General features: G+C 67.4%; 26 protein-coding genes. 13 read left to right on the top strand and 13 right to left on the bottom strand.

The genetic code is table 11. The features are described 5' to 3' along the window. Positions 1-167: 167 nt before the first annotated feature. Positions 168-1,481 carry a branched-chain amino acid transport system II carrier protein gene (gene brnQ, locus LJF27_RS29315; RefSeq protein WP_003113469.1) on the top strand — a complete coding sequence of 438 codons (1,314 nt, stop codon included), beginning with the start codon at positions 168-170 and terminating at the stop codon, positions 1,479-1,481. A 228-nt stretch (positions 1,482-1,709) separates the two neighbouring features. Continuing rightward, positions 1,710-1,949, top strand: coding sequence for a hypothetical protein (locus tag LJF27_RS29310; protein ID WP_003088496.1), 240 nt, complete (start codon positions 1,710-1,712; stop codon positions 1,947-1,949). 49 nt (positions 1,950-1,998) lie between these two features. Here LJF27_RS29310 and LJF27_RS29305 read toward each other — a convergent pair whose 3' ends face one another. Continuing rightward, the gene (locus LJF27_RS29305; RefSeq protein ID WP_003088494.1) at positions 1,999-2,346 is read right to left on the bottom strand and encodes an I78 family peptidase inhibitor; all 348 of its coding nucleotides are present in this window, start codon (positions 2,344-2,346) and stop codon (positions 1,999-2,001) included. Between the two features lie 91 nt (positions 2,347-2,437). Further along, on the bottom strand, positions 2,438-2,671 hold the full coding sequence (locus LJF27_RS29300; protein WP_229601896.1) for a hypothetical protein: 234 nt from the start codon (positions 2,669-2,671) through the stop codon (positions 2,438-2,440). 184 nt (positions 2,672-2,855) lie between these two features. On the opposite strand from LJF27_RS29300, the gene LJF27_RS29295 reads away from it, so the two are divergent. Next, positions 2,856-3,356 carry a hypothetical protein gene (locus LJF27_RS29295; protein WP_023116598.1) on the top strand — a complete coding sequence of 167 codons (501 nt, stop codon included), beginning with the start codon at positions 2,856-2,858 and terminating at the stop codon, positions 3,354-3,356. Positions 3,357-3,376: 20 nt separating this feature from the next. On the opposite strand, the gene LJF27_RS29290 is transcribed toward LJF27_RS29295, so the two are convergent. Further along, positions 3,377-3,748: a 5-carboxymethyl-2-hydroxymuconate Delta-isomerase gene (locus LJF27_RS29290; RefSeq protein ID WP_003139776.1), complete on the bottom strand. Its 372-nt coding sequence runs from the start codon at positions 3,746-3,748 to the stop codon at positions 3,377-3,379. 282 nt (positions 3,749-4,030) lie between these two features. Then, positions 4,031-4,366: a hypothetical protein gene (locus LJF27_RS29285; protein ID WP_003119150.1), complete on the bottom strand. Its 336-nt coding sequence runs from the start codon at positions 4,364-4,366 to the stop codon at positions 4,031-4,033. A gap of 303 nt (positions 4,367-4,669) precedes the next feature. Here LJF27_RS29285 and LJF27_RS29280 point away from each other — a divergent pair, with 303 nt between their 5' ends. Further along, the gene (locus LJF27_RS29280; protein ID WP_003111315.1) at positions 4,670-6,259 is read left to right on the top strand and encodes an ABC-F family ATPase; all 1,590 of its coding nucleotides are present in this window, start codon (positions 4,670-4,672) and stop codon (positions 6,257-6,259) included. An 85-nt stretch (positions 6,260-6,344) separates the two neighbouring features. Here LJF27_RS29280 and LJF27_RS29275 read toward each other — a convergent pair whose 3' ends face one another. Further along, the gene (locus tag LJF27_RS29275) at positions 6,345-6,611 is read right to left on the bottom strand and encodes a hypothetical protein (protein ID WP_003088334.1); all 267 of its coding nucleotides are present in this window, start codon (positions 6,609-6,611) and stop codon (positions 6,345-6,347) included. 106 nt (positions 6,612-6,717) lie between these two features. Next, positions 6,718-7,326 (bottom strand): FMN-dependent NADH-azoreductase AzoR2, encoded by a 609-nt coding sequence (azoR2, locus tag LJF27_RS29270; RefSeq protein ID WP_003088332.1) that lies wholly within the window; start codon positions 7,324-7,326, stop codon positions 6,718-6,720. 147 nt (positions 7,327-7,473) lie between these two features. Here azoR2 and LJF27_RS29265 point away from each other — a divergent pair, with 147 nt between their 5' ends. Further along, entirely contained in the window at positions 7,474-8,409 is a 936-nt protein-coding gene (locus tag LJF27_RS29265) for a LysR substrate-binding domain-containing protein (RefSeq protein ID WP_023116599.1), read from the top strand. A gap of 10 nt (positions 8,410-8,419) precedes the next feature. Here LJF27_RS29265 and LJF27_RS29260 read toward each other — a convergent pair whose 3' ends face one another. Both LJF27_RS29260 and LJF27_RS29255 read right to left on the bottom strand, forming a co-directional pair. Further along, complete coding sequence (locus LJF27_RS29260; RefSeq protein WP_004343273.1) at positions 8,420-9,142, bottom strand: DUF1294 domain-containing protein; 723 nt, start codon at positions 9,140-9,142, stop codon at positions 8,420-8,422. Between the two features lie 70 nt (positions 9,143-9,212). Continuing rightward, positions 9,213-10,046 carry an undecaprenyl-diphosphate phosphatase gene (locus LJF27_RS29255; protein WP_003113476.1) on the bottom strand — a complete coding sequence of 278 codons (834 nt, stop codon included), beginning with the start codon at positions 10,044-10,046 and terminating at the stop codon, positions 9,213-9,215. A gap of 283 nt (positions 10,047-10,329) precedes the next feature. On the opposite strand from LJF27_RS29255, the gene pnuC reads away from it, so the two are divergent. The 8 genes from pnuC (at position 10,330) to LJF27_RS29215 (ending at position 16,687) form a co-directional block, all read left to right on the top strand. After that, positions 10,330-10,905, top strand: coding sequence for a nicotinamide riboside transporter PnuC (gene pnuC / locus LJF27_RS29250; RefSeq protein ID WP_003088324.1), 576 nt, complete (start codon positions 10,330-10,332; stop codon positions 10,903-10,905). Next, positions 10,902-11,429, top strand: coding sequence for an AAA family ATPase (locus LJF27_RS29245; protein ID WP_003117398.1), 528 nt, complete (start codon positions 10,902-10,904; stop codon positions 11,427-11,429). Before pnuC ends, LJF27_RS29245 begins: the two co-directional genes overlap by 4 nt. Positions 11,430-11,731: 302 nt before the next feature. Beyond that, complete coding sequence (locus LJF27_RS29240; protein WP_023116600.1) at positions 11,732-12,211, top strand: hypothetical protein; 480 nt, start codon at positions 11,732-11,734, stop codon at positions 12,209-12,211. Next, positions 12,208-12,777, top strand: a complete 570-nt coding sequence (locus LJF27_RS29235; protein ID WP_003111321.1) for a hypothetical protein — start codon at positions 12,208-12,210, stop codon at positions 12,775-12,777. The genes LJF27_RS29240 and LJF27_RS29235 overlap by 4 nt, the downstream gene beginning before the upstream one ends. Before the next feature lie 56 nt (positions 12,778-12,833). Then, positions 12,834-13,856 (top strand): hypothetical protein, encoded by a 1,023-nt coding sequence (locus LJF27_RS29230; protein ID WP_003113480.1) that lies wholly within the window; start codon positions 12,834-12,836, stop codon positions 13,854-13,856. A 61-nt stretch (positions 13,857-13,917) separates the two neighbouring features. After that, positions 13,918-14,598, top strand: a complete 681-nt coding sequence (locus LJF27_RS29225) for a C39 family peptidase (protein WP_003117395.1) — start codon at positions 13,918-13,920, stop codon at positions 14,596-14,598. A gap of 13 nt (positions 14,599-14,611) precedes the next feature. Continuing rightward, positions 14,612-15,361, top strand: coding sequence for a hypothetical protein (locus LJF27_RS29220; RefSeq protein ID WP_023116601.1), 750 nt, complete (start codon positions 14,612-14,614; stop codon positions 15,359-15,361). Positions 15,362-15,421: 60 nt separating this feature from the next. Beyond that, positions 15,422-16,687, top strand: a complete 1,266-nt coding sequence (locus LJF27_RS29215) for a transporter (protein ID WP_003088309.1) — start codon at positions 15,422-15,424, stop codon at positions 16,685-16,687. 133 nt (positions 16,688-16,820) lie between these two features. Here the strand turns inward: LJF27_RS29215 and rbsK are convergent, their stop codons facing one another. The 5 genes from rbsK to LJF27_RS29190 are packed head-to-tail and all read right to left on the bottom strand — an operon-like array spanning position 16,821 to position 22,353. Continuing rightward, positions 16,821-17,747 (bottom strand): ribokinase, encoded by a 927-nt coding sequence (gene rbsK, locus LJF27_RS29210; RefSeq protein WP_019371866.1) that lies wholly within the window; start codon positions 17,745-17,747, stop codon positions 16,821-16,823. A gap of 53 nt (positions 17,748-17,800) precedes the next feature. After that, positions 17,801-18,814: a LacI family DNA-binding transcriptional regulator gene (locus tag LJF27_RS29205; protein ID WP_003119158.1), complete on the bottom strand. Its 1,014-nt coding sequence runs from the start codon at positions 18,812-18,814 to the stop codon at positions 17,801-17,803. Between the two features lie 3 nt (positions 18,815-18,817). Further along, positions 18,818-19,816, bottom strand: a complete 999-nt coding sequence (locus tag LJF27_RS29200; protein ID WP_003088303.1) for an ABC transporter permease — start codon at positions 19,814-19,816, stop codon at positions 18,818-18,820. A 23-nt stretch (positions 19,817-19,839) separates the two neighbouring features. Continuing rightward, positions 19,840-21,372: a sugar ABC transporter ATP-binding protein gene (locus tag LJF27_RS29195; protein WP_003119159.1), complete on the bottom strand. Its 1,533-nt coding sequence runs from the start codon at positions 21,370-21,372 to the stop codon at positions 19,840-19,842. 21 nt (positions 21,373-21,393) lie between these two features. Next, on the bottom strand, positions 21,394-22,353 hold the full coding sequence (locus LJF27_RS29190; RefSeq protein WP_003088297.1) for a sugar ABC transporter substrate-binding protein: 960 nt from the start codon (positions 22,351-22,353) through the stop codon (positions 21,394-21,396). Positions 22,354-22,527: the final 174 nt, after the last annotated feature.

Genomic DNA, 22,527 nt, shown 5'->3' with positions numbered 1-22,527 from the left:
CTATCCCGCGACCACGGCATTTTCGTTAGCATGCCAAGCTTACGGCCCGGTTCCCACAAGGACGGCGGCCGCCTCCCCTGCTCGTCCCATCCAGATGAGTGCCGTTTCCCCTACCCCCCGGGAAACCCTTCTGTGAATTTCCTCGAGCAGCGCGGTACCTCTCCAGCATGAACGCTTTGAAAGGCCGGGACATCCTGGCGCTTGGTTTTATGACCTTTGCCCTGTTCGTCGGGGCCGGCAACATCATCTTCCCGCCCATCGTCGGCTTGCAGTCCGGCCCCCATGTGTGGCTGGCGGCGCTGGGCTTCCTGATCACCGCGGTGGGGCTGCCGGTGATCACCGTGATCGCCCTGGCCAAGGTCGGCGGTTCGGTCGACGCCCTCAGCCATCCGATCGGCAGGTATGCCGGCGGCCTGCTGGCGGCGGTCTGCTACCTGGCGGTCGGCCCGCTGTTCGCCATTCCGCGCACCGCCACGGTGTCCTTCGAGGTCGGCGTGGTGCCGCTGCTCGGCGAGAGCGGCACGGCGCTGTTCGTCTACAGCCTGGCGTACTTCCTCCTCGCCCTGGCCATCTCCCTCTACCCCGGTCGCCTGCTGGACACCGTCGGACGCTTCCTCGCCCCGCTGAAGATCCTCGCCCTGGCGATTCTCGGCGTCGCTGCCTTCCTCTGGCCCGCCGGCCCGATCGGCACGGCCCAGCCGGAGTACACCCAGGCCGCGTTCTCCCAGGGTTTCGTCAACGGCTACCTGACCATGGACACCCTCGCCGCGCTGGTCTTCGGCATCGTCATCGTCAACGCCATCCGTTCCCGCGGCGTGCAGTCGCCGCGGCTGATCACCCGCTATGCCATCGTCGCCGGGCTGATCGCCGGTGTCGGCCTAGTGCTGGTCTACGTCAGCCTGTTCCGGCTCGGCGCCGGCAGCCATGCCATCGCCGCCGACGCCAGCAACGGCGCGGCGGTCCTGCATGCCTACGTGCAACATACCTTCGGCAGCCTCGGCAGCTCGTTCCTGGCGGGACTTATCGCGCTGGCCTGCCTGGTCACCGCGGTCGGCCTGACCTGCGCCTGCGCCGAGTACTTCTGCCAGCGCCTGCCGCTGTCCTACCGCAGCCTGGTGATCATCCTGGCAGGGTTCTCCTTCATCGTTTCCAACCTCGGCCTGACCAAGCTGATCCAGGTCTCGATCCCGGTGCTCACCGCGATCTATCCGCCGTGCATCGTGCTGGTGGCGCTGAGCTTCTGCATCGGCCTCTGGCATTCGGCGACGCGCATCCTCGCCCCGGTGATGCTGGTTTCCCTGGCGTTCGGCGTGCTCGATGCCCTGAAGGCGGCGGGCCTGGGCCAGGACTTCCCGCAATGGCTGCTGCACCTGCCGCTGGCCGAACAGGGCCTGGCCTGGTTGATCCCCTCGGTCGCCACTCTCGCCGCCTGCAGCCTGGTCGACCGCCTGCTGGGCAAGCCTGCGCAAGTCGCCGCCTGAGCAGGCCCCAGCGGCCTGCCGCTTGTTCTCCCGGCCGAGCGCGGGACATGCCGGCGGGCGGCGCCAATCGCGTCGTCCACCCCACGGCCCGGCTGGCGCCGCCGGCAGCGCTTCTTCCCGCGTTCAGCCGAACGAATAAGCACTATCGAGCAGGATGATTTCTAGCGCAGCGGCGCGGTTGTTAGCCTTTCGACCATTCCCCCAGGAAAGCGAATCCAGGAGCCGGTCATGGCCAAGGCACTCATCAGCGTACTGTTGTTCTCCCTCGCCCTCGCCGGCTGCGCCAGCGACTACAACCCCTCTCGCCCGTACAGCAGCGACGAGGTCAGGCAACTGGCGCTGGAGGACCTGGCCCGGCGCAGCCTGTCGTTCGAGGAATACCAGGCCAAGCGTCAGGCAATTCTCGAGGAAAAACCGCAAACCGCCGTCAGCCAGTCCAACGCCGCCCTACGCAGTACCGCCATCTGAGGCCTCGTCGAACGGCCAAGAGAAAGCCCCGCGATGCGGGGCTGGGCGGTCAGCCGCAGGACAGGCGCTTGATCACCAGCGTGTCGTCGACATCGATGTTCAGCCGGCGCGGGTTGTAGTCCATGGTCACCGCATCGTGCGGGCGCAGCGCCCGGGCGACTTCCGCTCCGGCGGCGCGGCGGGCCTCCTCGACGATGGCCGCGGAAGCCTGCTTGCCGACATAGGCCTGCACCGCATTGGCATCGCAACGGCCGTCCGCTGCCGGGGTGGCCGCGGGCGCGCTGGCGCTGCCGGTGGCTACGCTGGCGCCTTCGGTGGACGGGCTGTCGCCGTTGCTGCTGCAACCGGCGAGCAGGGCCGCGAGAACGAGTGCACTGGAAAACTGCTTCAAAGGCATACCGCCTCCTCTGATCTTCTGGGATCGCCACCTTACCAGTGGCATGGGTTTCCTGGCGAAACTGCAATCCGCGCTGACAAATTCGCCAGCTTCAGTCGCCGCTCAGGCGCTGCAGTTCGCGACGCACCATGGCCGCGTATTCCGGCGGACGCAGGAGGTAGAGCTGGCCCGCGACCCAGTCCAGCCAGCGGCCGCCCTGTTCGGCGCGGGCGTCGAGCAGGCGCCGCGCCTCTTCCTCCGCCCGTTGCCGGTGCTGCCGATGGAATGCCTGGCGCTTCGACAGACCGGAGGCCTCTCCGGTTCGATCGTCGGGAGTGTCGATCATGGCTCTCTTCGCAACCTGCTGCACAAGCCGGGCATTCTAACCGCGGAACGCCGTTGCCGTTCGCGGCAAGCGCTTGCCTCCGCCCCGCCCTGCGCCATGCGCCGAGCCCTCTGGCGCGGGGTTCGGCGACCTGGCACGGCCCTTGCGACGGAGCGGCGGTCATTCATTTCCATGGAGGCAGGTCATGAACAGCATAGGTCCCGCCAGCCTTTCCGGCTGGTCTGCGCGTTACCTGAACAACCAGCGGCAAGCCAACACCGAGATCGGCAACGGCGATCTGCTGAAACCGCGCCCCGCCCTTGGCACGCCATTGCGCAACGAGGCCGCCGATCCCGCCACGGAGTCCGCCCGCCAGGCCCTGGACGAGGGTTTCGCGAAGCTGAACCTGACGCTGAAGCAGAACCAGGCGAATGCCACTGCCGGCGCCAGCGAAGGCAAGTCGGCCTATGACGAGTTCAAGGAGTACATGCAGAAATCGCCCGCCGAGCGGATGCGCGAGCAGGTCCTGAAGAGCCTCGGCCTGACCGAGGAGGAACTGGACGCGATGCCGCCGGAGAAACGCGAACAGGTGGAGAAAGGCATCGGCGAACGCATGCGCGAGATGATCGCCATGCAGAACGGCCAGGCGCCGGGACGGCAAGAGGACCCGACGCAGGCCGGCGCGACGCTGAACGCCTGGATCTGAGCCAGGCGCGCGCCAGTCTCTCAGCGCTGCCGGGCGACGACGCGCTTGGCGTAGCTGGCGCGCTCCATCTCGCGCACTTCGACGCTGACCTGCACGCCCTCCTCGCCGCCGCCCGCCACCGCTCCGGCGAGCACCTCGCCGAGCACCTCGCCCAGCGCCTGGCGGGTCGCCGCGTCGCGCCCGTCGAGGATCGACAGGCAGGCATGCAGGTAGGCGCGCTCGACCGCTGCGGTTCCCTGCCGGTAGGCCTCCAGGGTGACGAAGCGCGACTTGATGTCCGCCTCGCCGAATTGCCCGGAAGCGAACAGCGCGGCATTGGCCTGCTCCAGCAGTTCGCCGGGGGACGTTTCGAGGCGGAGGTTGGCAGTGGCTTCGATGACGAGATGCGGCATGCTGGCGGGCCTTGCGGGGAATGGGGAGCGGGATTCTAGCGGCTCGACGAGCGATGCGACAGCCGGCCTGCGCCTGCGTGGCTCAGATCAACCCGGCGGCCGCGAAAACCCGCGCGTAGATGGCGCGGATCAGCGGCTCCTTGCACCGGTTGTAGTCCGCCACCCGTTGCTCGCCGCGCTTGGCGGCTGGCCGTCGACCCAGGGATTTTCCAGCGGGTCGCTGTCGTGATGACGGACAATATCGGCGGCACCGGGCATGGGCATTCCCTCCGGCGGGATCGTTCAGCGCGTCTCGCAGGCCTGCCGCTGGCCTTTGGCCGGCGTGTACAGGTAGCCGGGCGTGTCGCCCGCCTGGCGGTACAGGACCGAACCGTCGCTATAGGAAATCGCGCTCAGCGCCTGGCCATCGGCGAGGCTGCGGACATCGCCGCCCAGCGACTGGACGCTGCTGCCGTCGGGCAGCTTTAGACTGGCGAAACCGTCGATCACCTCGAGTTTGCCGAAGTCTCCGCAGTGCAACGCCAGCGGCCCGGAAGCGGCCTTTCCGTCCGACGATGAATCCCCGCAACCGCCCAGCAGCGACAGAACCAACAACGCGGGGAGAACAGCGGGCTTCATCGGGGAGTCCTTTGCGGATGAGCGGAAGACGGGACTCTACCACCTGCCGGGCAGCGGGAAAAACCGCTTCGGCGTACGCTGTCATGCAACGGCAGGCGGACCTGTGAGACAATTCGCCGAATGCCAGGCATCACACCCCGCCTTCATCGCGCTACAGCCACGTCATGACGCTGGCTGCGGCACTCCACGAATGCCCGCAGGATCGCCCCATGCTCCAGATGGAGCGCAGCGGAAAGCCGAGACCGGCAGCAGACCGGTATCGCCATGGTCCAGGCGTGCGTAAGTCCTCTATAGGTAAAGAAGTTGATCTCCACCGCGAATATCACCATGCAGTTCGGCGCCAAGCCGCTGTTCGAGAACGTTTCCGTCAAGTTCGGCAACGGCAACCGCTACGGCCTGATCGGCGCCAACGGTTGCGGCAAGTCGACCTTCATGAAGATCCTCGGCAACGACCTGGAGCCGAGCGCCGGCCAGGTCATGCTGGAACCCAACGTGCGCCTGGGCAAGCTGCGCCAGGACCAGTTCGCCTACGAGGACTTCAGCGTCATCGATACGGTGATCATGGGCCACGAGGAACTCTGGGCGGTGAAGGCCGAACGCGACCGCATCTACTCCCTGCCGGAAATGAGCGAGGCAGATGGCATGGCGGTGGCCGAGCTGGAAGTCCAGTTCGCCGAGTTCGACGGCTACACCGCCGAGTCCCGCGCCGGCGAGCTGCTGCTCGGCCTGGGCATCCCGCTGGAGCAGCACTTCGGCCCGATGAGCGCCGTCGCTCCCGGCTGGAAGCTGCGCGTACTGCTGGCCCAGGCGCTGTTCTCGGACCCGGACGTGCTGCTGCTCGACGAACCGACCAACCACCTGGACATCAACACCATCCGCTGGCTGGAAGGCGTGCTCACCGCGCGCAACAGCACCATGATCATCATTTCCCACGATCGCCACTTCCTGAACAGCGTCTGCACCCACATGGCCGACCTGGACTACGGCGAGCTGCGCCTGTTCCCGGGCAACTACGACGAGTACATGACCGCCGCCGAACAGGCCCGCGAGCGCCTGCTGTCGGACAACGCCAAGAAGAAGGCGCAGATCGCCGAGCTGCAATCCTTCGTCAGCCGCTTCTCGGCCAACGCCTCCAAGGCCAAGCAGGCCACCAGCCGCGCCCGGCAGATCGACAAGATCCAGTTGGAAGAGGTCAAGCCGTCCAGCCGGGTCAGCCCGTTCATCCGCTTCGAGCAATACAAGAAGCTGCACCGCCAGGCGGTGACCGTGGAAAACATCAGCAAGGGCTATGACGGCAAGCCGCTGTTCAAGGGCCTGAGCCTGCAGGTCGAGGCCGGCGAGCGCGTCGCCATCATCGGCCCCAACGGCATCGGCAAGACCACCCTGTTGCGCTGCCTGGTCGGCGACCTGCCGGTGGACGGCGGCGAGGTGAAATGGACCGACAGCGCCGACGTCGGCTATTTCGCCCAGGACCATGCCGACGACTTCGCCGACGACATGAGCCTGTTCGACTGGATGGCCCAGTGGACCCAGGGCGGCGAACAACTGGTGCGCGGCACCCTCGGCCGCATGCTGTTCTCCAACGACGAGATCAAGAAGTCGGTGAAAGTGATCTCCGGCGGCGAGCAGGGCCGCATGCTGTTCGGCCGGCTGATCCTCAAGCGCCCCAACGTGCTGGTGATGGACGAGCCGACCAACCACCTGGACATGGAGTCCATCGAGGCGCTGAACCTGGCGCTGGACAACTATCCGGGCACGCTGATCTTCGTCAGCCACGACCGCGAATTCGTTTCCTCGCTGGCTACCCGCATCATCGAGCTGGGCGAGAACGGCGTGACCGACTTCAGCGGCAGCTATGACGACTACCTGCGCAGCCAGGGCGTGATCGTCTGAGTCCCCGTCGCGCAACGCAAAAGCCCCGCATCCGCGGGGCTTTTTCATTCCGGCATGGACGCGCAGGGCCTATGGGGAGCGCGACTCAGTCGACGTAGCCGGCCATCATCGCCGCGCGGGTCGCCAGGCGCTGGCCCTCGGCGATCTTCTCGCGCTGTTCGGCGGTCAGCTCGCGGGGCGGGTGGTCCTTGATGTAGGCAGCCACGTTCACCCCGATGTAGACGATCAGGGCGGCGGCGATCAGGACGTTCTTCGGATTGATGTCCGAGCGCCGCTTGCAGGCTTCGCAGATGCCGTTCTCGACGAGACGGGTCGCTCGGGCGCCGCAGTTGCGGCAGTAACACGCGCTCACAGGCCGGTTCCTTGTGCTTGTAATTGTCCGGCCAATCTACACGCAGCGCGCCGCTGCGCACAACGCGAAAACCCCGCCGAAGCGGGGTTTTCCGATGACGCGGGGATCAGGCCGCGGCGAACTGCCCGGCGATCTGCCGGCGGGCGGCGGCGATGGCCTGGGCGCGGGGCTCCTCGCCATAGGCCAGGCCTTCGGCGCGAACCACTTCGATATCGGTGATGCCGAAGAAACCCAGCACGGTGCGCAGGTAGCCTTCGTGGGCCGCGCCGGTCGGCTGGCCGGCATGCACGCCACCGGCGGTGGAGACGATCACCACTTTCTTGTCGCCGGCCAGGCCAACCGGGCCGTTCTCGGTGTAGCGGAAGGTCTTGCCGGCGACCGCGATGCGATCGATCCAGGCCTTGAGCTGGCTGGAGATGGTGAAGTTGTACATCGGCGCGCCGATTACCACGACGTCGGCGGCGAGGAACTCTTCCAGCACTTCTTCACCCACCGCGACTTCATGCTTCAGCGCGGCATCGCGCAGCTCCGCCGGGGTGCTGCCGGCGGCCAGGGTCAGGGCGGAGAAATGCGCCACCGCGTCGGCGGCCAGGTCGCGGTAGGTGACGTCAAGCCCGTCTTCGTTCTGCCGCCAGGCCTGGACCAGCTCGGCGCTCAGTTGGCGGGAAGCGGAGGCGTCGCCGAGGATGCTGGAATCGATATGCAAAAGTTTCATGTCTCGCTCCTGAAAGTGGGGGATCGCAGTGTGGCGATCGAGTGGTTTGCATCCTACCGGCAAGGCCAATCGACGATTAGTCGGTAGAAACATGACTATTCGTCCCACACATAGGACAATCTGTTTTTCCCCCAGCGGAGCGCCTGCATGCCCCACGACCTCAACGACCTCTACTACTTCGCCAAGGTGGTGGAATGCGGCGGCTTCGCCGCGGCCGGACGCGAGACGGGGATTCCCAAGTCGCGCCTGTCGCGGCGCATCGCCGAGCTGGAGGAGCGCCTTCAGGTGCGCCTGCTGCACCGCACGACACGCAAGCTGGCGCTCACGGAGGTCGGCGAACGCTACCTGCAGCACTGCCGCAACCTGCTGCTGGAAGCGGAGATGGCCGAACAGGTGATCGCCGAGCTGAGCGTCGAGCCGCGTGGCCGGCTGCGCCTTTCCGCACCGGTGGCCATGGCTTCGAGCAACCTGGCCGACCTGTTGCCGCGGTTTCTCGAACGACACCCGCAGGTCCAGCTGGAAATCCTCCTGACCAACCGCCGGGTCGACCTGCTCAACGAGGGGGTGGACGTGGCACTGCGCGTGCGCGAACTCGGCGACGAGGACCCTGCGCTGGTCTGCCGGCGCCTGGCTCCGGCGACCACGCAGATCCTCGCCGCCCCGTCGCTGATCGCCGGGCGTCGCCTGGAACATCCGAAAGACCTCGAAGACCTGCCCTTCCTCGGCGCTATTCATAACGACCGCAAGGTCCACGCGACCCTGATCGGGCCGGATGGCAGCCGCTACCAGTTGGAACGCGAACCGCGCCTGGGCGTCGACGACTTCGTCCTGCGCAAGAAAGCCGCCGTGGCCGGCCTCGGCGTCACCCTGCTGCCCGAAGGCTACTGCGACAGGGAACTGGCCGATGGCAGCCTGGTGCGCATCCTGCCGCAGTGGACCTTGCCGAAAAGCACCATGCAGGCCGCCTACCTGCCGCGCAGCAGCCAGATTCCGGCGATCCGTGCCTTGATCGACTTTCTCGTGGAAGCCCTGCAACGCCCCTCGGGCGAGACCGGCCCGGCCTACCGCCGCGCCCGCGAGTGAGCCGCGCCGTTCAGCCGATCCCCTGCAACAGCGCGGCGGACAGGCGCCCGCCGAGCAGGCTGTCGAGCCAGAACGACTGGTGCAGCAGGACGATGCCCCAGAACACCAGTTGGAACGAGAGCTTGCGGGTCTTGTGGCGGAATACCTGCTGCGCGACCAGCGCGCCAGGCCAACCGCCGAGCAGCTCGAACAGGTGCAGGCGGACCTCCGGGGTACGCCAGTCGCCGCGTGCGGCGCTGCGCTTGTCCCGCCAGTAGAGGGCGAATGCGAGCAGGCTGGCCAGCGGATAGGCCAGCAGCGGCCAGAGGGCCTGTCCGTCCAGGTACATCCGCCAGGCGCCAGCGGCCGGCAGCACGCAGAGGATCAGCAGGACCAGCAGCTTCGCCAACGGGCGCTGCAACGCGCTCGGCGGAGTCGGCGCCGGCCGCGCCTGGGCCCGCGTCACCGGCGCCTGGGCGCCACGGCGGACAGTCGGCGGATCGATGGTCAGCGCGTCCAGCCGCGCCCTCTCGGCGCGCAGGCGGCCCTGGGCATCCTGGCTGGCGAGAAACCACACCTGGTCGCCCTGGCGGGGACGGCGGTCGCCGCGGAACGCGGAGATATGCAGGAAGACTTCTTCCCCGCCGGTCTTCGGCAGGATGAAGCCGAAGCCCTTGTCGTCATACCAGCGGCTGATCATGCCCGGCTTTTCCATATCCACATCCACTCGCTCGCTACCCGTTTCGCGCTGCATTCTAGCCACCCGCGGCGGCCAGACGAAAAAAGGCGCGGCTCGCGCCGCGCCTCTTGCCTGTTCCCGGGCCTCACACCTCGCCGGCGGTGCTCCAGTCGATCAGGTGGAATTGCCAGGTCGCCAGGATCAGCAGGCCGAAGGCGATCCGATACCAGGCGAAAGCCGCGTAGCTGTGGTTGCCGATGAACTTCAGCAAGGCACGCACCGCCAGCATGGCGAAGACGAACGAGGTGACGAAGCCGACGGCGAACACCGGCAGGTCCTCGGGGCGGAACAGGTCGCGGTACACGTATCCGGAATAGACCGCCGCGCCGACCATGGTCGGCATCGCCAGGAAGAACGAGAACTCGGTGGCCGCCTTGCGCGAAAGGCCGAACAGCAGGCCGCCGATGATGGTCGCGCCGGACCGCGAGGTGCCGGGGATCATCGCCAGGCACTGGGCACAGCCGATCTTCAGGGCGTCCTTCCAGGTCATGTCGTCGACGTGTTCGGCGCGGATCACATGCTTCCGGCGCTCGGCCCAGAGCATGACCACCCCGCCCACCACCAGCGCCAGGGCGACGGTGATCGGATTGAACAGCCACTCGTGGATCAGGTCGGCGAACAGGACGCCGAGGACTACCGCCGGGAAGAACGCGATCAGCAGGTTGGCGGTGAAACGCTGGGCCTGGCGCTGGCTCGGCAGGTCACGGACGACTTGAAAGATCTTTCCCCGAAATTCCCAGACGACAGCGAGGATCGCCGCCAGTTGGATGATGATGTTGAACGCCTTGGCGCGTTCGCCGCCGAAGCCGATGAGGTCGGCGACGATGATCTGGTGCCCGGTGCTGGAAATCGGCAGGAACTCGGTCAGCCCCTCCACGACGCCCAGGATGAACGCCTGGAAAGCAGTCCACCACTCCATGTTTCTCCCCCTTCTACTACTGTCCCGAACGAGCTTTCGTTGTTCTCGGCGATACACTCGCCGTCTTTTATGAAGGCCTTACGACTCCGAAGAACCCGACCAGTTCCCCCACTGCCGAAGTCGAAACCGGCGGGCATGCTACCAGAGCGGCCGGCCAGGAATCTTGGAATTCTTGCCAGCCGGCGTCTGAACAAATCTGTCCGCGCCCGTCCCCTCCGCCCTGGTCTTCGCGAAGCGCCGGATACATTCGCTACAATGCGTCCTCGTCGCATGAGGGCCTTCCGTGTCACCCCTTGAACTCTTCGCCGCTTCGCTCGGCGCCATCGCCGTCTACCTGACCGTCCGCCAGAACCCCTGGTGCTGGCCTATCGGCCTGGTGATGGTGGCGCTCTATGCCTGGATATTCTTCGAGGTGAAGCTTTATTCGGACATGCTCCTGCAAATGGTCTACGCGGCGCTACAGCTCTATGGCTGGTGGCAGTGGACCCGCGGCGGGCAGGACCACGACGGCCGCTCGGTGAGCCGCCTGAACGCCGCGCAGCGCCTCTACGGGCTCGGTGCGGGCCTGGTCGGCAGCGTCGCGCTCGGTTACCTGATGGCCAACCACACCGATGCCGCCAGTCCCTGGTGGGACGCCGGATTGACCGCCTTCAGCCTGGTGGCGCAATGCTGGATGGCGCAGAAGCGCCTGGAATGCTGGGCCCTGTGGATCGCCGTGGACGTGCTGTTCGTGGCGCTCTTCGCCAGCAAGGCGCTGTACCTGACCGCCGCCCTCTACGCCCTCTTCACCCTGCTGGCGATCCACGGCTGGCGGACCTGGCGCCGCGACCCGGCATTGCGCGAGGGCGTCGCCGCATGAAGGTGCTGGTACTCACCGGGCCCGAATCCAGCGGCAAGAGCTGGCTTGCGGAGCAGCTCCAGGCCCGCTTCGGCGGCCGGGTGGTCGGCGAGTACGTCCGCCACTTCATCGACGAACAGCGCCGCGACACCTGCTACGCCGACATCCCCGCCATCGCCCGCGGGCAACTGGCCTGGGAGGACGCCGCTCGCGCAGAACGGCCGGCGCTGCTGATCCTCGATACCCACCTGCTGAGCAACATCCTCTGGAGCCGGATTCTCTTCGGCGCCTGCCCGGACTGGCTCGAACCCGCCCTGCTGCGGCGGCGCTACGACCTGCACCTGCTGCTCTCGCCGGAAGGCGTAGCCTGGAGCGCCGACGGCCAGCGCTGCCAGCCGGAACTGGCGCAGCGCCAGGCATTCCATCGCGAATGCCATGCCTGGCTGGAGCGCCATCGGCAGCCCTACCGCGCCATCGCCGGCGACTGGGCCGAGCGCCGGCGCCAGGCTTTCGCCGCAGTGCAAGGACTGCTCCGGGACGGCTGACGGGCCGGCCCTGTCACGCCAGCGATACACCGCCAGCACAGTCCGGCCCTTGGCGCAGAGCGTTTCGCGACGGCGCCGCGGAAAGCTGTCTCGGCGCTGAAACAGCTCCGGGCGCTTCCCCGGCAGGCTTGACCCCATGGTCGGCGGGCCTGCTGTTGCACGGATGCAACACTGTCCGCCAGGTTCCCCCGGCGCTCACCTCCAAGCCCTTGATGGACAAGGAAAACGCAAAACCGGCACGCCCCATGCTCGCTCCCTGCCAACGCTGATTAGGGCTCAGCGCCAACGAAGGAAGCGCCATCATGTCGGGGAGTTCGCTACGCATCGTCGTTCCAGCGCTGCTGGTCATCGTCGGCTCCGTGCCGGTGAGCCTCCCCGCGCATGCGGCGGACGGTACGATCGTCGTCCAGCGCCAGGTCCAGCCACGGGTCGCCTACCGTCCGAGCATGGTGCCCGACCCACATCCCACCGTCGTCGACACCAACGTCTCCGCCGAGGTCAACGCCCTCGCCAACGGGGCGGCCAGCGGCAATACCGTGAGCCGCGAACTGGGCGATGCCGACTTCGCCATCGTGACCAGCGGTTCCGGGATTCGCAGCATGATTCTCACCGGAAGCGCCCTGCCGGGTTTCGCCAGCCAGCCGGCGACGGTCCAGGCCGTCGGCAACCTCGGCACCACCCACGGCGCGGGAGGCGGCGCCGGCGCAGGCCTCGCCGGGCAGATCAACGGCAGCCTCAAGCAGGGCCTGGCACCGCTGCAGATGCTCGGGGGTGGTCAATGAAGCGCCTGTCCGCCCTCCTCCTCGCCTTCGCCTGTATCGCGTCGCTCCAGGCCGACCCGCTGGCCTCACGCAATCGCGCCAGCATCGATGCCAGCGGCACCTACCGCGGCAACTTCGCCCTCAACCAGGCCGCCGGCGACGCCCAGCAACAGAGCAACGTTCGTGTCGTCGCGGTAGGCTCCGCGGCCCTCGTCGGCAGCGACCAGCGCCAGCATCTGCAACTCGACGCCAGCCAGCCGATCGCAGCCAGCGCCAGCATCTCGGGGGCGGCGCTGCGCGGCAGCGGCATCCTCGGCGTCAACCAGGGCGCCGGCCTCGGCAACCAACAGATCAACGCCTTCCGGCTGAGCGTCAGCAACGGCCCGGAAAGCCTGGATGACAGCGTTCTCGCGCAAAGCGTGGCGCTGACCAAAGTCTCCGGTTCGGCCACTCCGGTCCCGGGAGGACGCAGCGTCTCGACGGACGATCGCGCCTTCGCCGGGAGCAGCGGCGTGGTGCAGGTGAACCAGAGCGCTGGGGTGGGCAATCAGTCGATGAACACCCTCAGCGTCAGGGTCATGGAATGACTCTGCCAAGCCAACACAAGCCCAACACTAAGCACAGAAATGCAAGGAGAAACGCCATGAAAGCGACTATGGTCCTGACCCCGCTGGCCCTGGCAATGGCTGCAGTGCTGTCGGTATCGGCCTACGCCGGAAACGAAGGTGGCTGGCACCCGCCGAAACCCAACCCGCAGTCGAACAACAAGGGCGGAGCCACGGCCCTGGTGGTGGATACGCAGCAGAACTACAACAACAAGGTCAGCAACTTCGGCACGCTGAACAATGCCTCGGTGAGCGGCTCGATCAAGGATGCCTCGGGCAACGTCGGGGTCAACGTCGCCGCCGGCGACAACAACCAGCAGGCCAACGCCGCCGCGCTGGCCAGCGCCGACGCCAGCTTCGTGTTCGGCACCGCGACCGCCAGCACCAGCGTGCTGCAGAGCGGCTACGGCAATACGCTGAACAACTACTCCAACCCCAACACCGCATCGCTGAGCAACTCGGCCAACAACGTCTCGGGCAACCTGGGCGTCAACGTCGCCGCCGGCAACTTCAACCAGCAGAAGAACGACCTGGCCGCCGCCGTCTCCAACGGCCAGTACAGCACTGCCGGTAGCGCCGCATCGCAGACCTCCACCGGCAACACCACCGTCAACAGCGCCAACTACGCCTATGGCGGCACCTACGTGTCGCTGAAGCTGAACGCCGACGGCAGCTACAAGGGCACCTCCGACCAGATCGGCGACGTCTACCTCGACACCTGGGAGGGCCAGACCCATCCGGGCGGCAGCAATACCGGCCACATCGACGTGGACAGCCAGGCCCAGGGCGCCAAGGACCTGAACCACGACGGCGGCGCGTTCGCCTTCAAGGAAAAGGGCGACGTCGACCTGAAAGGTACGGTGTCCGGCTTCATCCCGGCGATCGTCGGCTTCAAGACCCCGGTCACCAACAACGCCAGCCTGAGCAACTCGTTGCAGAACGTCTCGGGCAACGTCGGGGTGAACATCGCCGCCGGTGGCGGCAACCAGCAGAGCAACTCCCTGTCCATCGCCGCCGGTTGCAGCAGCTGCCCGGCCGGTGGCGAGAGCCTTGGCTTCTGATCCTGGCCCAGAGGTTCCGGCGCCAGCCGGAACCCTTTTCCACCCGACACAGGAACCGGCCATGCGCACGCTCATCCTTTCCCTGCTGCTGCTCGTCGACCTCACCGCCCAGGCGGCGACCCTCGGCTTTCCCGCCCTGCCCGGCGGCGGCCTGGTCTACAAGCAGGTGCAGAGCATCCGCGAGCGGCGCTTCGCCGACCTGGTCGAGCAGAAGACCGATTTCAGCTGCGGCGCCGCGGCCCTCGCGACCATCCTGGAGAAGGCCTACGGCGCCCCGCTCGACGAGCAGGCGGTGATCCAGGGCATGCTCGCCCACGCCGACCCGGAGATCGTCCGCACCCAGGGCTTCTCCATGCTCGACATGAAGCGCTACGTCGAATCCATGGGCATGCGCGCGCGCGGCTACCGGATCGAGGCGGCGCAACTGGAACAACTGAAGATCCCCGCCATCGTGCTGATGGAAATCCGCGGCTACAAGCACTTCGTCGTCCTGCAACGCACCCAGGGCGAGTACGTGTACGTGGGTGACCCGGCGCTGGGGCACAAACGCTACGCGCTGACAGAGTTCGCCAAGGGCTGGAACGGCATCGTCTTCGCCGTGATCGGCCAGGGATACGACCGCGGCAATCCGCTGCTGACGCCGCCCGAGCCGCTGACCGCGCGCAATCGCCTGGACCGCTTCAAACCGGTCAGGGACGCCGAACTGATGGAATTCGGCTTCATCCAGAGCGATTTCTTCTGATCGCAGGAGCCGGATGCTCCGGGAGCACGCCATGTACACGCACCACTGCTTCGTCCTCGCCTGCTGCCTCGGCGCTGCGCTGCCCGCCCCCGCCAGCGACCTGTTCGCCCCCGCCGAACTGAGCGACCAGGAGCTTTCCCACCTGCGCGGGCGCTATGTGCTGCCGGGGCGGATCGTCAGCTTCGGAGTGACCATGAGCAGCACCTGGCAGAACGCCAGCGGCCAGGTCCTCGGCGCGCGCGTCGACCTGCAGGTGCGGCAGAACCTGGCGCGCCCGGTCCTCAACGTCACCCTGGTCGATCGGCCAGGCGACGCCCCACCACCCGCCGCCGGCAACGGCCAAGTCCTCGGCGGCGCCGGACTGGCGCAGACCCAGGGGGTCAGCCAGAGCATCCGCACCGCCGGCGACCACAACAGCGCCAGCAATGGCGTCAGCATCGAGGTCCGCCACGGCGAGGCGCCGCCACTGCCGGGCGGCACGCCGCTGGAAGGTGCGCTCGCCCTCAGCGGCGAGGCCGGGACGGTGAAGGTCACGCCGAACGGCGGCGCCCTGCAACTGGCGATCCAGGCCAGCGGCCAGGGCGCCAGCCTGCAAAGCCTCGGCGCCGGCGGCCTGGTGCAGAGCGTGGCGCTCAGCGGAAACCGCAACCTGGTGCAGAACCTGGCGGCGCTCGAGGTGATGCTCAAGGACCGGCCGGGCGCCGATCCGGCACTGAATTGCGCCTGGGAGCAATTGCGCGCGCTGCGCCCCAGCGGCTACTGAAAGTTGATCTAGTCTGAAATCACTGTGCTATCGGAAGGCCATAAAAACGGAACGGCAAACATGACCCAGACACTCTCGCTGCGAGCTGTCCTCTGCGCCACCACCCTGGTTTCCCCGTTCCTGGCGCAGGCCGCGACGGAGTCCGAGGTCGAGGCGCTGAAGAAGGAACTCCTGGAGCTGCGCCAACGCTACGAGGCCCAGCAGAACGCCCTGATGGTCCTCGAACAGCGCGTGCGCCAGGTCGAGGCGCAACCCCAGGCGCCGCAGCCGCAACGCCTGGTCAAGTCGATCCAGCCGCCGGCGCAGGCGCGCAACGACGCCAACGCGGTCGCCGGCACCTACGGCGCCAGCCTCAAGGACGATGGCGCGCCCGCGCCCAGCGTGGAAAACATCTACCAGGACGCCAGCGGCTTCTTCGGCGGCGGCACCTTCAGCCTGGAGACCGGCCTCACCTACAGCCACTACGACACCCGCCAGTTGTTCCTCAACGGCTTCCTGGCGCTGGACTCGATCTTCCTCGGCAACATCGGCGTGGACCAGATCGATGCCGACATCTGGACCCTCGACCTGACCGGCCGCTACAACTGGAACCAGCGCTGGCAGGTGGATATCAACGCCCCGGTGGTCTATCGCGAATCGACCTACCAGTCCGCCGGCGCCGGCGGCTCGACCTCGCAGATCACCGAGAAATCGGTGACCGGCGACCCACGCCTGGGCGACGTCAGCTTCGGCGTCGCCTACAAGTTCCTCGACGAAAGCGAGAGCACCCCGGACGCGGTGGTCAGCCTGCGGGTCAAGGCGCCCACCGGCAAGGATCCCTACGGCATCAAGCTGAAGCAGGTACCGGGCAACAACAACCTCAACGTGCCCGACGACCTGCCCACCGGCAACGGCGTCTGGTCGATCACCCCGGGCATCTCGCTGGTGAAGACGGTGGACCCGGCGGTGCTGTTCGGCAGCCTGTCGTATACCTACAACTTCGAAGAGTCGTTCGACGACATCAACCCGCAGCAAGGCGTGAAGACCGGCGGCAAGGTCAAGCTCGGCAACTGGTTCCAACTCGGCGTCGGCGTGGCCTTCGCGCTGAACGAGAAGATGAGCATGTCGTTCTCCTTCTCAGAGCTGATCAGCCAGAAGAGCAAGGTCAAGCAGGACGGCCAGAGCTGGCAGACCGTCAGCGGCAGCGACGCCAACGCCGGCTACTTCGGCCTGGGCATGACCTATGCGGTGAGCAACAGGTTCAGCATCGTGCCCAGCCTGTCCATCGGCATCACTCCGGACGCGCCGGACTTTACCTTCGGCGTGAAATTCCCCTACTACTTCTGAGGGGCCACCGTTCGAGCCTGGGCATGCCCTACCCCTCGAAGGGATGCGTGAGCCTGGGAGCGATCCTCGCCTAGCTGCGCAGGGCGGATAACGCCGCAGGCGTTATCCGCCGGTAGCAACGGCACCGTCCCTCTCAAGCCTCGCCAGCGAGCGCCCGCTCGACTTCCTCGCGCGAGGGGATCGAGGTCTGCGCGCCGAGGCGGGTCACCGAGATCGCCGCGGCGGCCTGGCCGAAACGGATCGCCGCCGCCTCGTCGAGGCCGCGCGCAAGGGCCGCGGCGAAGCCGCCGACGAAGGTGTCCCCGGCCGCCGTGGTATCCAGCGCCTTGACCCGCGCCACCGGGAAATGCTCGACCCGCCCCTCGCCCACCAGCAGGGCGCCCTGTGCGCCGAGGGTGACGATCACCCTGCCGGCGCCCATTTCGCGCAGGCGCTCGGCGGCACGCCCGGCGCTCTCCAGGGAGTCCACCGGCAGGCGGCAGAGCAGTTCGCTTTCGGTCTCGTTGGGGACCAGGTAGTCCACCAGCGGCAGCCACTCCGCCGGCACGTCGCGGGTGGCCGGCGCCGGGTTGAGGATCACCGTCTTGCCCAGCGCATGGGCCCGGCGCAGCACATGGCCAACCGTCTCCAGCGGGCTTTCCAGCTGGCAGACCACCACCTGCGCCTGCTCCAGCAAGTGTTCGTGGCGCGCCAGCACGGCCGGCGACAGGTGGCCGTTGCCGCCGGCGACGATGACGATGGCGTTCTGGCTGCTGTCGTCGACCACGATCAGCGCCACCCCGCTGGACTCCCCGGCCACCCGCTCGACGCCCTGGCAGTCGATGCCCTCGGCCTGCAGCGCGCGGTACAGCTGGTCGCCGTAGGCATCGTCGCCAAGGCAGCCGATCATCGCCACCCCAGCGCCGAGACGCGCCGCGGCGACCGCCTGGTTGGCTCCCTTGCCGCCGGGAACGGTGATGAAGGACTGCCCGGCGAGGGTCTCGCCGCCCCGTGGCAGGCGCGGCGCGCGCACTACCAGGTCCATGTTCAGGCTGCCCACCACCAGTACTTTCGCTTGCATCGTTGCGTCCTTGTTCCAGCCTCTCTCTAGCGAGGGCGCCCCCGGCGCCCGGTTCAGACCCGCACCAGCGGCGGCGCGGTGGATTCGCGCAGGACCAGCGCCGGCGCCACCACCCGCCGCTGCATCGGCTCCTCGCGCTCGGCGATGCGTTGCAGCAGCAGTTGCGCGGCGATCTCGCCAAGCAGGCGGATCGACTGGCCCACGGTGGTCAAGGCGGGAAACACGAAGCGGCTCAGCTCGATATCGTCGAAGCCGATCACCGACAGTTCGTGCGGCACCCTGATATTCAGCTCGGCCGCGGCGCGCAGCACGCCGATGCCGATCATGTCGTTGCCGGCGACGATCGCCGTCGGTCGCTCGCCCTCGCCGCCCAGCAGGCCGAGCGCCGCGTGGTAGCCGCCGGGGCTGCTGAACTCGCTTTCCAGCAGCCACTGCGGGCGCACCTCCAGGCCGGCCTTGGCCATCGCCCGCCGGTAGCCCTCGACCCGCAGCGTCGAGACCTTGGTCGACAGCGGCCCGCCGATGCAGGCGATGTCGCGATGGCCCAGTTCGAGCAGGTGGCGGGTCGCCAGGTAGGCGCCCATCTCATGGTCGATCTGCACCCGGTCGGCTTCCACGCCTTCCACCTCGCGGTCGACGATCACGGTCGGCGTGCGCATGTTCGCCAGTCCCTTGGCCAGCGCGCCGTCGCCGCCGGCGGACGCCAGGACCAGGCCGTCGATGCGTTTCTCCTGGAGCACGCGCAGGTAGTTGGCCTGCTTCTGCGGGTTGTCGTCGGAATTGCAGAGGATCACGCAGTAGCCGTTGCGCTCGCAGCAATCCTCGATGCCGCGCGACAGCTCGGCGAAATACGGGTTGGTACTGTTCGGCACCAGCAGGCCGATGATCGAGGTGGTGCGCACCTTCAGCGAGCGCGCCACCGCGCTGGGCACGTAGTGCAGCTGCGCGATGGCGTCCTCGACCTTCTTGCGCACCGCGTCGCTGACCGGCCGCGTCCTGTTCACCACATGCGATACGGTGGTGAAGGAAACCCCCGCCATCGCCGCCACGTCCTTCATTGTCGCCATCGTTCAGCCCTGTCTGCGGGCGCGATGGCTGCGATAGGTATCCAGCACCACCGCTACCACGATCACCGCCCCGGTAATGATTCGTTTGGTCGGCTCCGACGCACCGATCTGCGCCAGCCCCGCCGCCAATACGGAAATGATCAGCACGCCGAAGAAGGTGCTGACCACCGAACCTCGCCCGCCCATCAGGCTGGTGCCGCCGATCACCACCGCGGCGATGACCTGGAGTTCCAGGCCGACCCCGGCGTTGGGATCGGCCGCTTCCAGACGCGAGATCTGGAACAGCGCGGCCAACCCGGCGAGCAGCCCCATCAGGGCGAATACTGCAATCTTATAGGGTTTCGGGTTCACACCGGCCAATCGCACCGCTTCTTCGTTGGTGCCGATGCCGATCAGGTAGCGGCCGAACACCGTGCGGGTGAGCACCGCCTGGGCGGCGAACATCACCAGCAGGGCGATCACGAAGGCCGGCGAAATGCCGAACGCCAGCGGATTGGACAGCCAGGCATAGGCGTCGCCGATATAGGCCGTGCGCGAGTCGGTCATCTGGTAGGCCAGCCCACGGGCCATCTCCAGCACCCCGAGGGACACGATGAACGAGGGAATCCGCCAGGCCACCGTGATCGAACCGGTGACGCAGCCGGCCAGGGTCGCGCAGGCCATCCCGAGCATCGCCGCCGGCAGCACGCCCCAGCCCCAGCCGAGCGTCGCCAGGCTTACCGCCGAGGCCGCCAGGGCCAGCACCGAACCTACCGAGAGATCGATGCCGCCGACGATCAGAATGAAGGTCATGCCCACCGCCAGCACCACCAGGTCGGGGATCTGGTTGGCGATGGCGAGGAAGGTGCCATAGCTGAGGAAGTGGCTGCTCAGCGCCGAGAACAGCGCGATCATCGCCAGCAGCGCGCCGGCCAGGCCGAGGTAGGTGCCCAGGCCGAAATAGTTGCCGCGTCGCAGGGTTGGCGCTGCGGCGGCGGTAGCGGAAGACGTCGGGTCGCTCATTTCTGGTTCCTTGCGTTGCGTGTTCACGACGTCGCCAGCAGCGCGTCGCGTTTCTTGTAACCGGCGAAGGCCGCCGCCAGCAGCGCGTCCTGGGTCCAGGCGTCGCGCTCGAAGGTGTCCACCATACGTCCCGCCGAGAGCACGCCGATGCGATCGCAGATCAGCATCAGCTCGCGCAGGTCGCTGGACACCACCACCAGCGCCTTGCCCCGGCGGGTCAACTCGGCGAGCAAGGCATAGATATCGAACTTCGCGCCGACATCGATGCCACGGGTCGGCTCGTCGAACAGCAGCACCTGGCAGTCGCGCTCCAGCCAGCGGCCGATCACCACCTTCTGCTGGTTGCCGCCGGACAGTTCGCCCACCGCCTGCGCGGTGTCCGCGCAGCGCACCCGCAGCGCCTCCACCTGGCGCCGCGCCAGGGCTTCCTCGCGGCGCCGGTCGATCACCCCGTGGCGCGCCAGCGCCGGCAGGTTGCCCAGGGCCAGGTTGGCGCTGATCGACTGGTCCAGCAGCAGGCCCTCGCCCTTGCGGTCCTCGGTGATCAGCGCCACCCCCTGGCGCACCGAGTCGGCCGGCGAACGCAGGCTCAGGCGCTGCGGCGGATCGCCGAGCAGGACCTGCCCACCGTCGGCGCGGTCGGCGCCGTAGATCAGGCGCAACAATTCGGTGCGCCCGGAGCCGATCAGTCCGGAAATGCCGAAGATCTCCCCCGCGCGCACCTCGAACGACACCTCATGCACCTTGCCGCGCCGGCTCAGCCGCTCCACCCGCAGCAGCGGCGCACCGGTCTGCCGTGGGCCCAGGTCGAAGCGCTCGCCCAGTTCGCGGCCGACCATCAGGGTCACCAGTTGGTCGGCGTCGTAGCGCTCGATCGGCTCGACGCAGACCAGGCGGCCATCGCGCAACACCGCGATGCGCTGCGAAATCCGCGCCAGCTCTTCCAGGCGATGGGAGATGTAGACGATCGCCACGCCGCGTTCGCGCAGCCGCTCGACCTGCTCGAAGAGCATGTCCACTTCGCGCGCGGTAAGCATCGCCGTGGGTTCGTCGAGGATCAGCAAGCGGCAGTCGCCGATCAGGTTGCGGGCGATCTCGACCATCTGCTGGTGGCCGATGCCGAGGTCGCCGACCAGCGTGTCGGGATCGATCGCCTCCAGGCCGACCTGGGCCATCGCCTCGCGGGCCGCCGCGCGCAGGCGCCGACGGTCGATCCAGCCGGCGCGCCGGGGCAGGTCGTGGAGGAACAGGTTCTCCGCCACCGACAGGGTCGGCAGCAGGTTCAGTTCCTGCATCACCATGCGCACGCCCAGCGCCTCGGCCTCGCGGCGGCTAGCGGGGGCGTAAGGCCGGCCGAGGAGCTCCAGGCTGCCGGCGCCGGGACGTTCCAGGCCGCCGACGATCTTCGACAAGGTGCTCTTGCCGGCACCGTTCTCGCCGGTCAGGGCCAGCACCTCGCCGCCGAACAATTGCAGGTCGATCTCCGCCAGCACCGGCTGCGCGTAGGTCTTGCCGACCCCGCGGATGCTCAGCAGCGGCAATGCGTCGCTAGACATGGGAAGGCTCCATCGGACGGCTCAGGGCGCGGTCACCAACTCGACAGGCGTCTCGACCACGCCGTCCTTCTCATGTTCCGGGGTTTGCCCGGCGAGCAGCTTGAGCGCGGTCTGGATACCGAACACCGCCTGCTTCGCGGCGAACTGGTCGGCAGTGGCCAGCACCCGGCCATCCTTGAGCATCGGCTTGATCGCCTGGATATTGTCGTAGCCGACCACCTTCACCTGCCCGGCGCGGCCCGCCGCGCGCACCGCCGATACCGCGCCGAGGGCCATGCTGTCGTTGCCGGCGAGCAGCGCCTTGAGGTCCGGATGCTCGTTGAGCATCGCCGAAGCCACCGCGTTGCCCTTCTCGATTTCCCAGTTGCCCGACTGCAAGGAGACGATCTTCATCCCCGCCGCGTCCATCGCATCCCTGAAGCCGGCGGTGCGCTGCTGGGCATTGGTGGTCGTGGAGACCCCTTCGATGATGCCGACCTCGTCGCCGGCCTTCAGTCGCTTCGCCAGGTACTCGCCGACCAGCCGCGCACCCTTGCGGTTGTCGGGCCCGACGAAGGGCACGCCGATCTTCTTCGCCTGCAGCACCTGCGGGTCGAAGCGGTTGTCGATGTTGACCACCACGATGCCGGCATCCAGCGCTTTCTTCACCACCGGCACCAGCGCCTTGGAATCGGCCGGCGCGATCACCAGTGCGTCGACCCCGGAAACGATCATCTGCTCGACGATGCGGATCTGGCTGGAGGTATCGGTCTCGTCCTTGATGCCGTTGGAAACCAGTTCGAACCGGTCGGCATGCTCCTTCTGGTAGGCCTTGGCGCCGTCCTCCATGGTCAGGAAGAACTCGTTCGCCAGCGACTTCATCACCAGCGCGATCCTGGGCTTCTCGGGAGTTTCCGCGTGGACGGCGGACAGGGGCAGGAACGAGGAACAGGCAGTCAGCACAACGGCAGCCAACAGGCGCCGGGAAGCGACCCGCTTCATGGTGTATCCTCCAGCTTTTCTTATCGTTGTATTGAGGCTTTTCCAGGAGATTATCCAGACGCAAACGTTTGCGTTAGGTGAATATGCGTCGATCTGACAGATTCTGTCAATCGCCACGAGCAACTGTCGCGAACCGGTCGGGATCGGTTGGATTCTAGTTCGCTACGGCTGGGA

The organism is Pseudomonas sp. 203-8 (assembly GCF_020708595.1).
Classification (GTDB): domain Bacteria; phylum Pseudomonadota; class Gammaproteobacteria; order Pseudomonadales; family Pseudomonadaceae; genus Pseudomonas; species Pseudomonas aeruginosa.
This window is presented reverse-complemented; position numbering and strand designations above follow the sequence as displayed.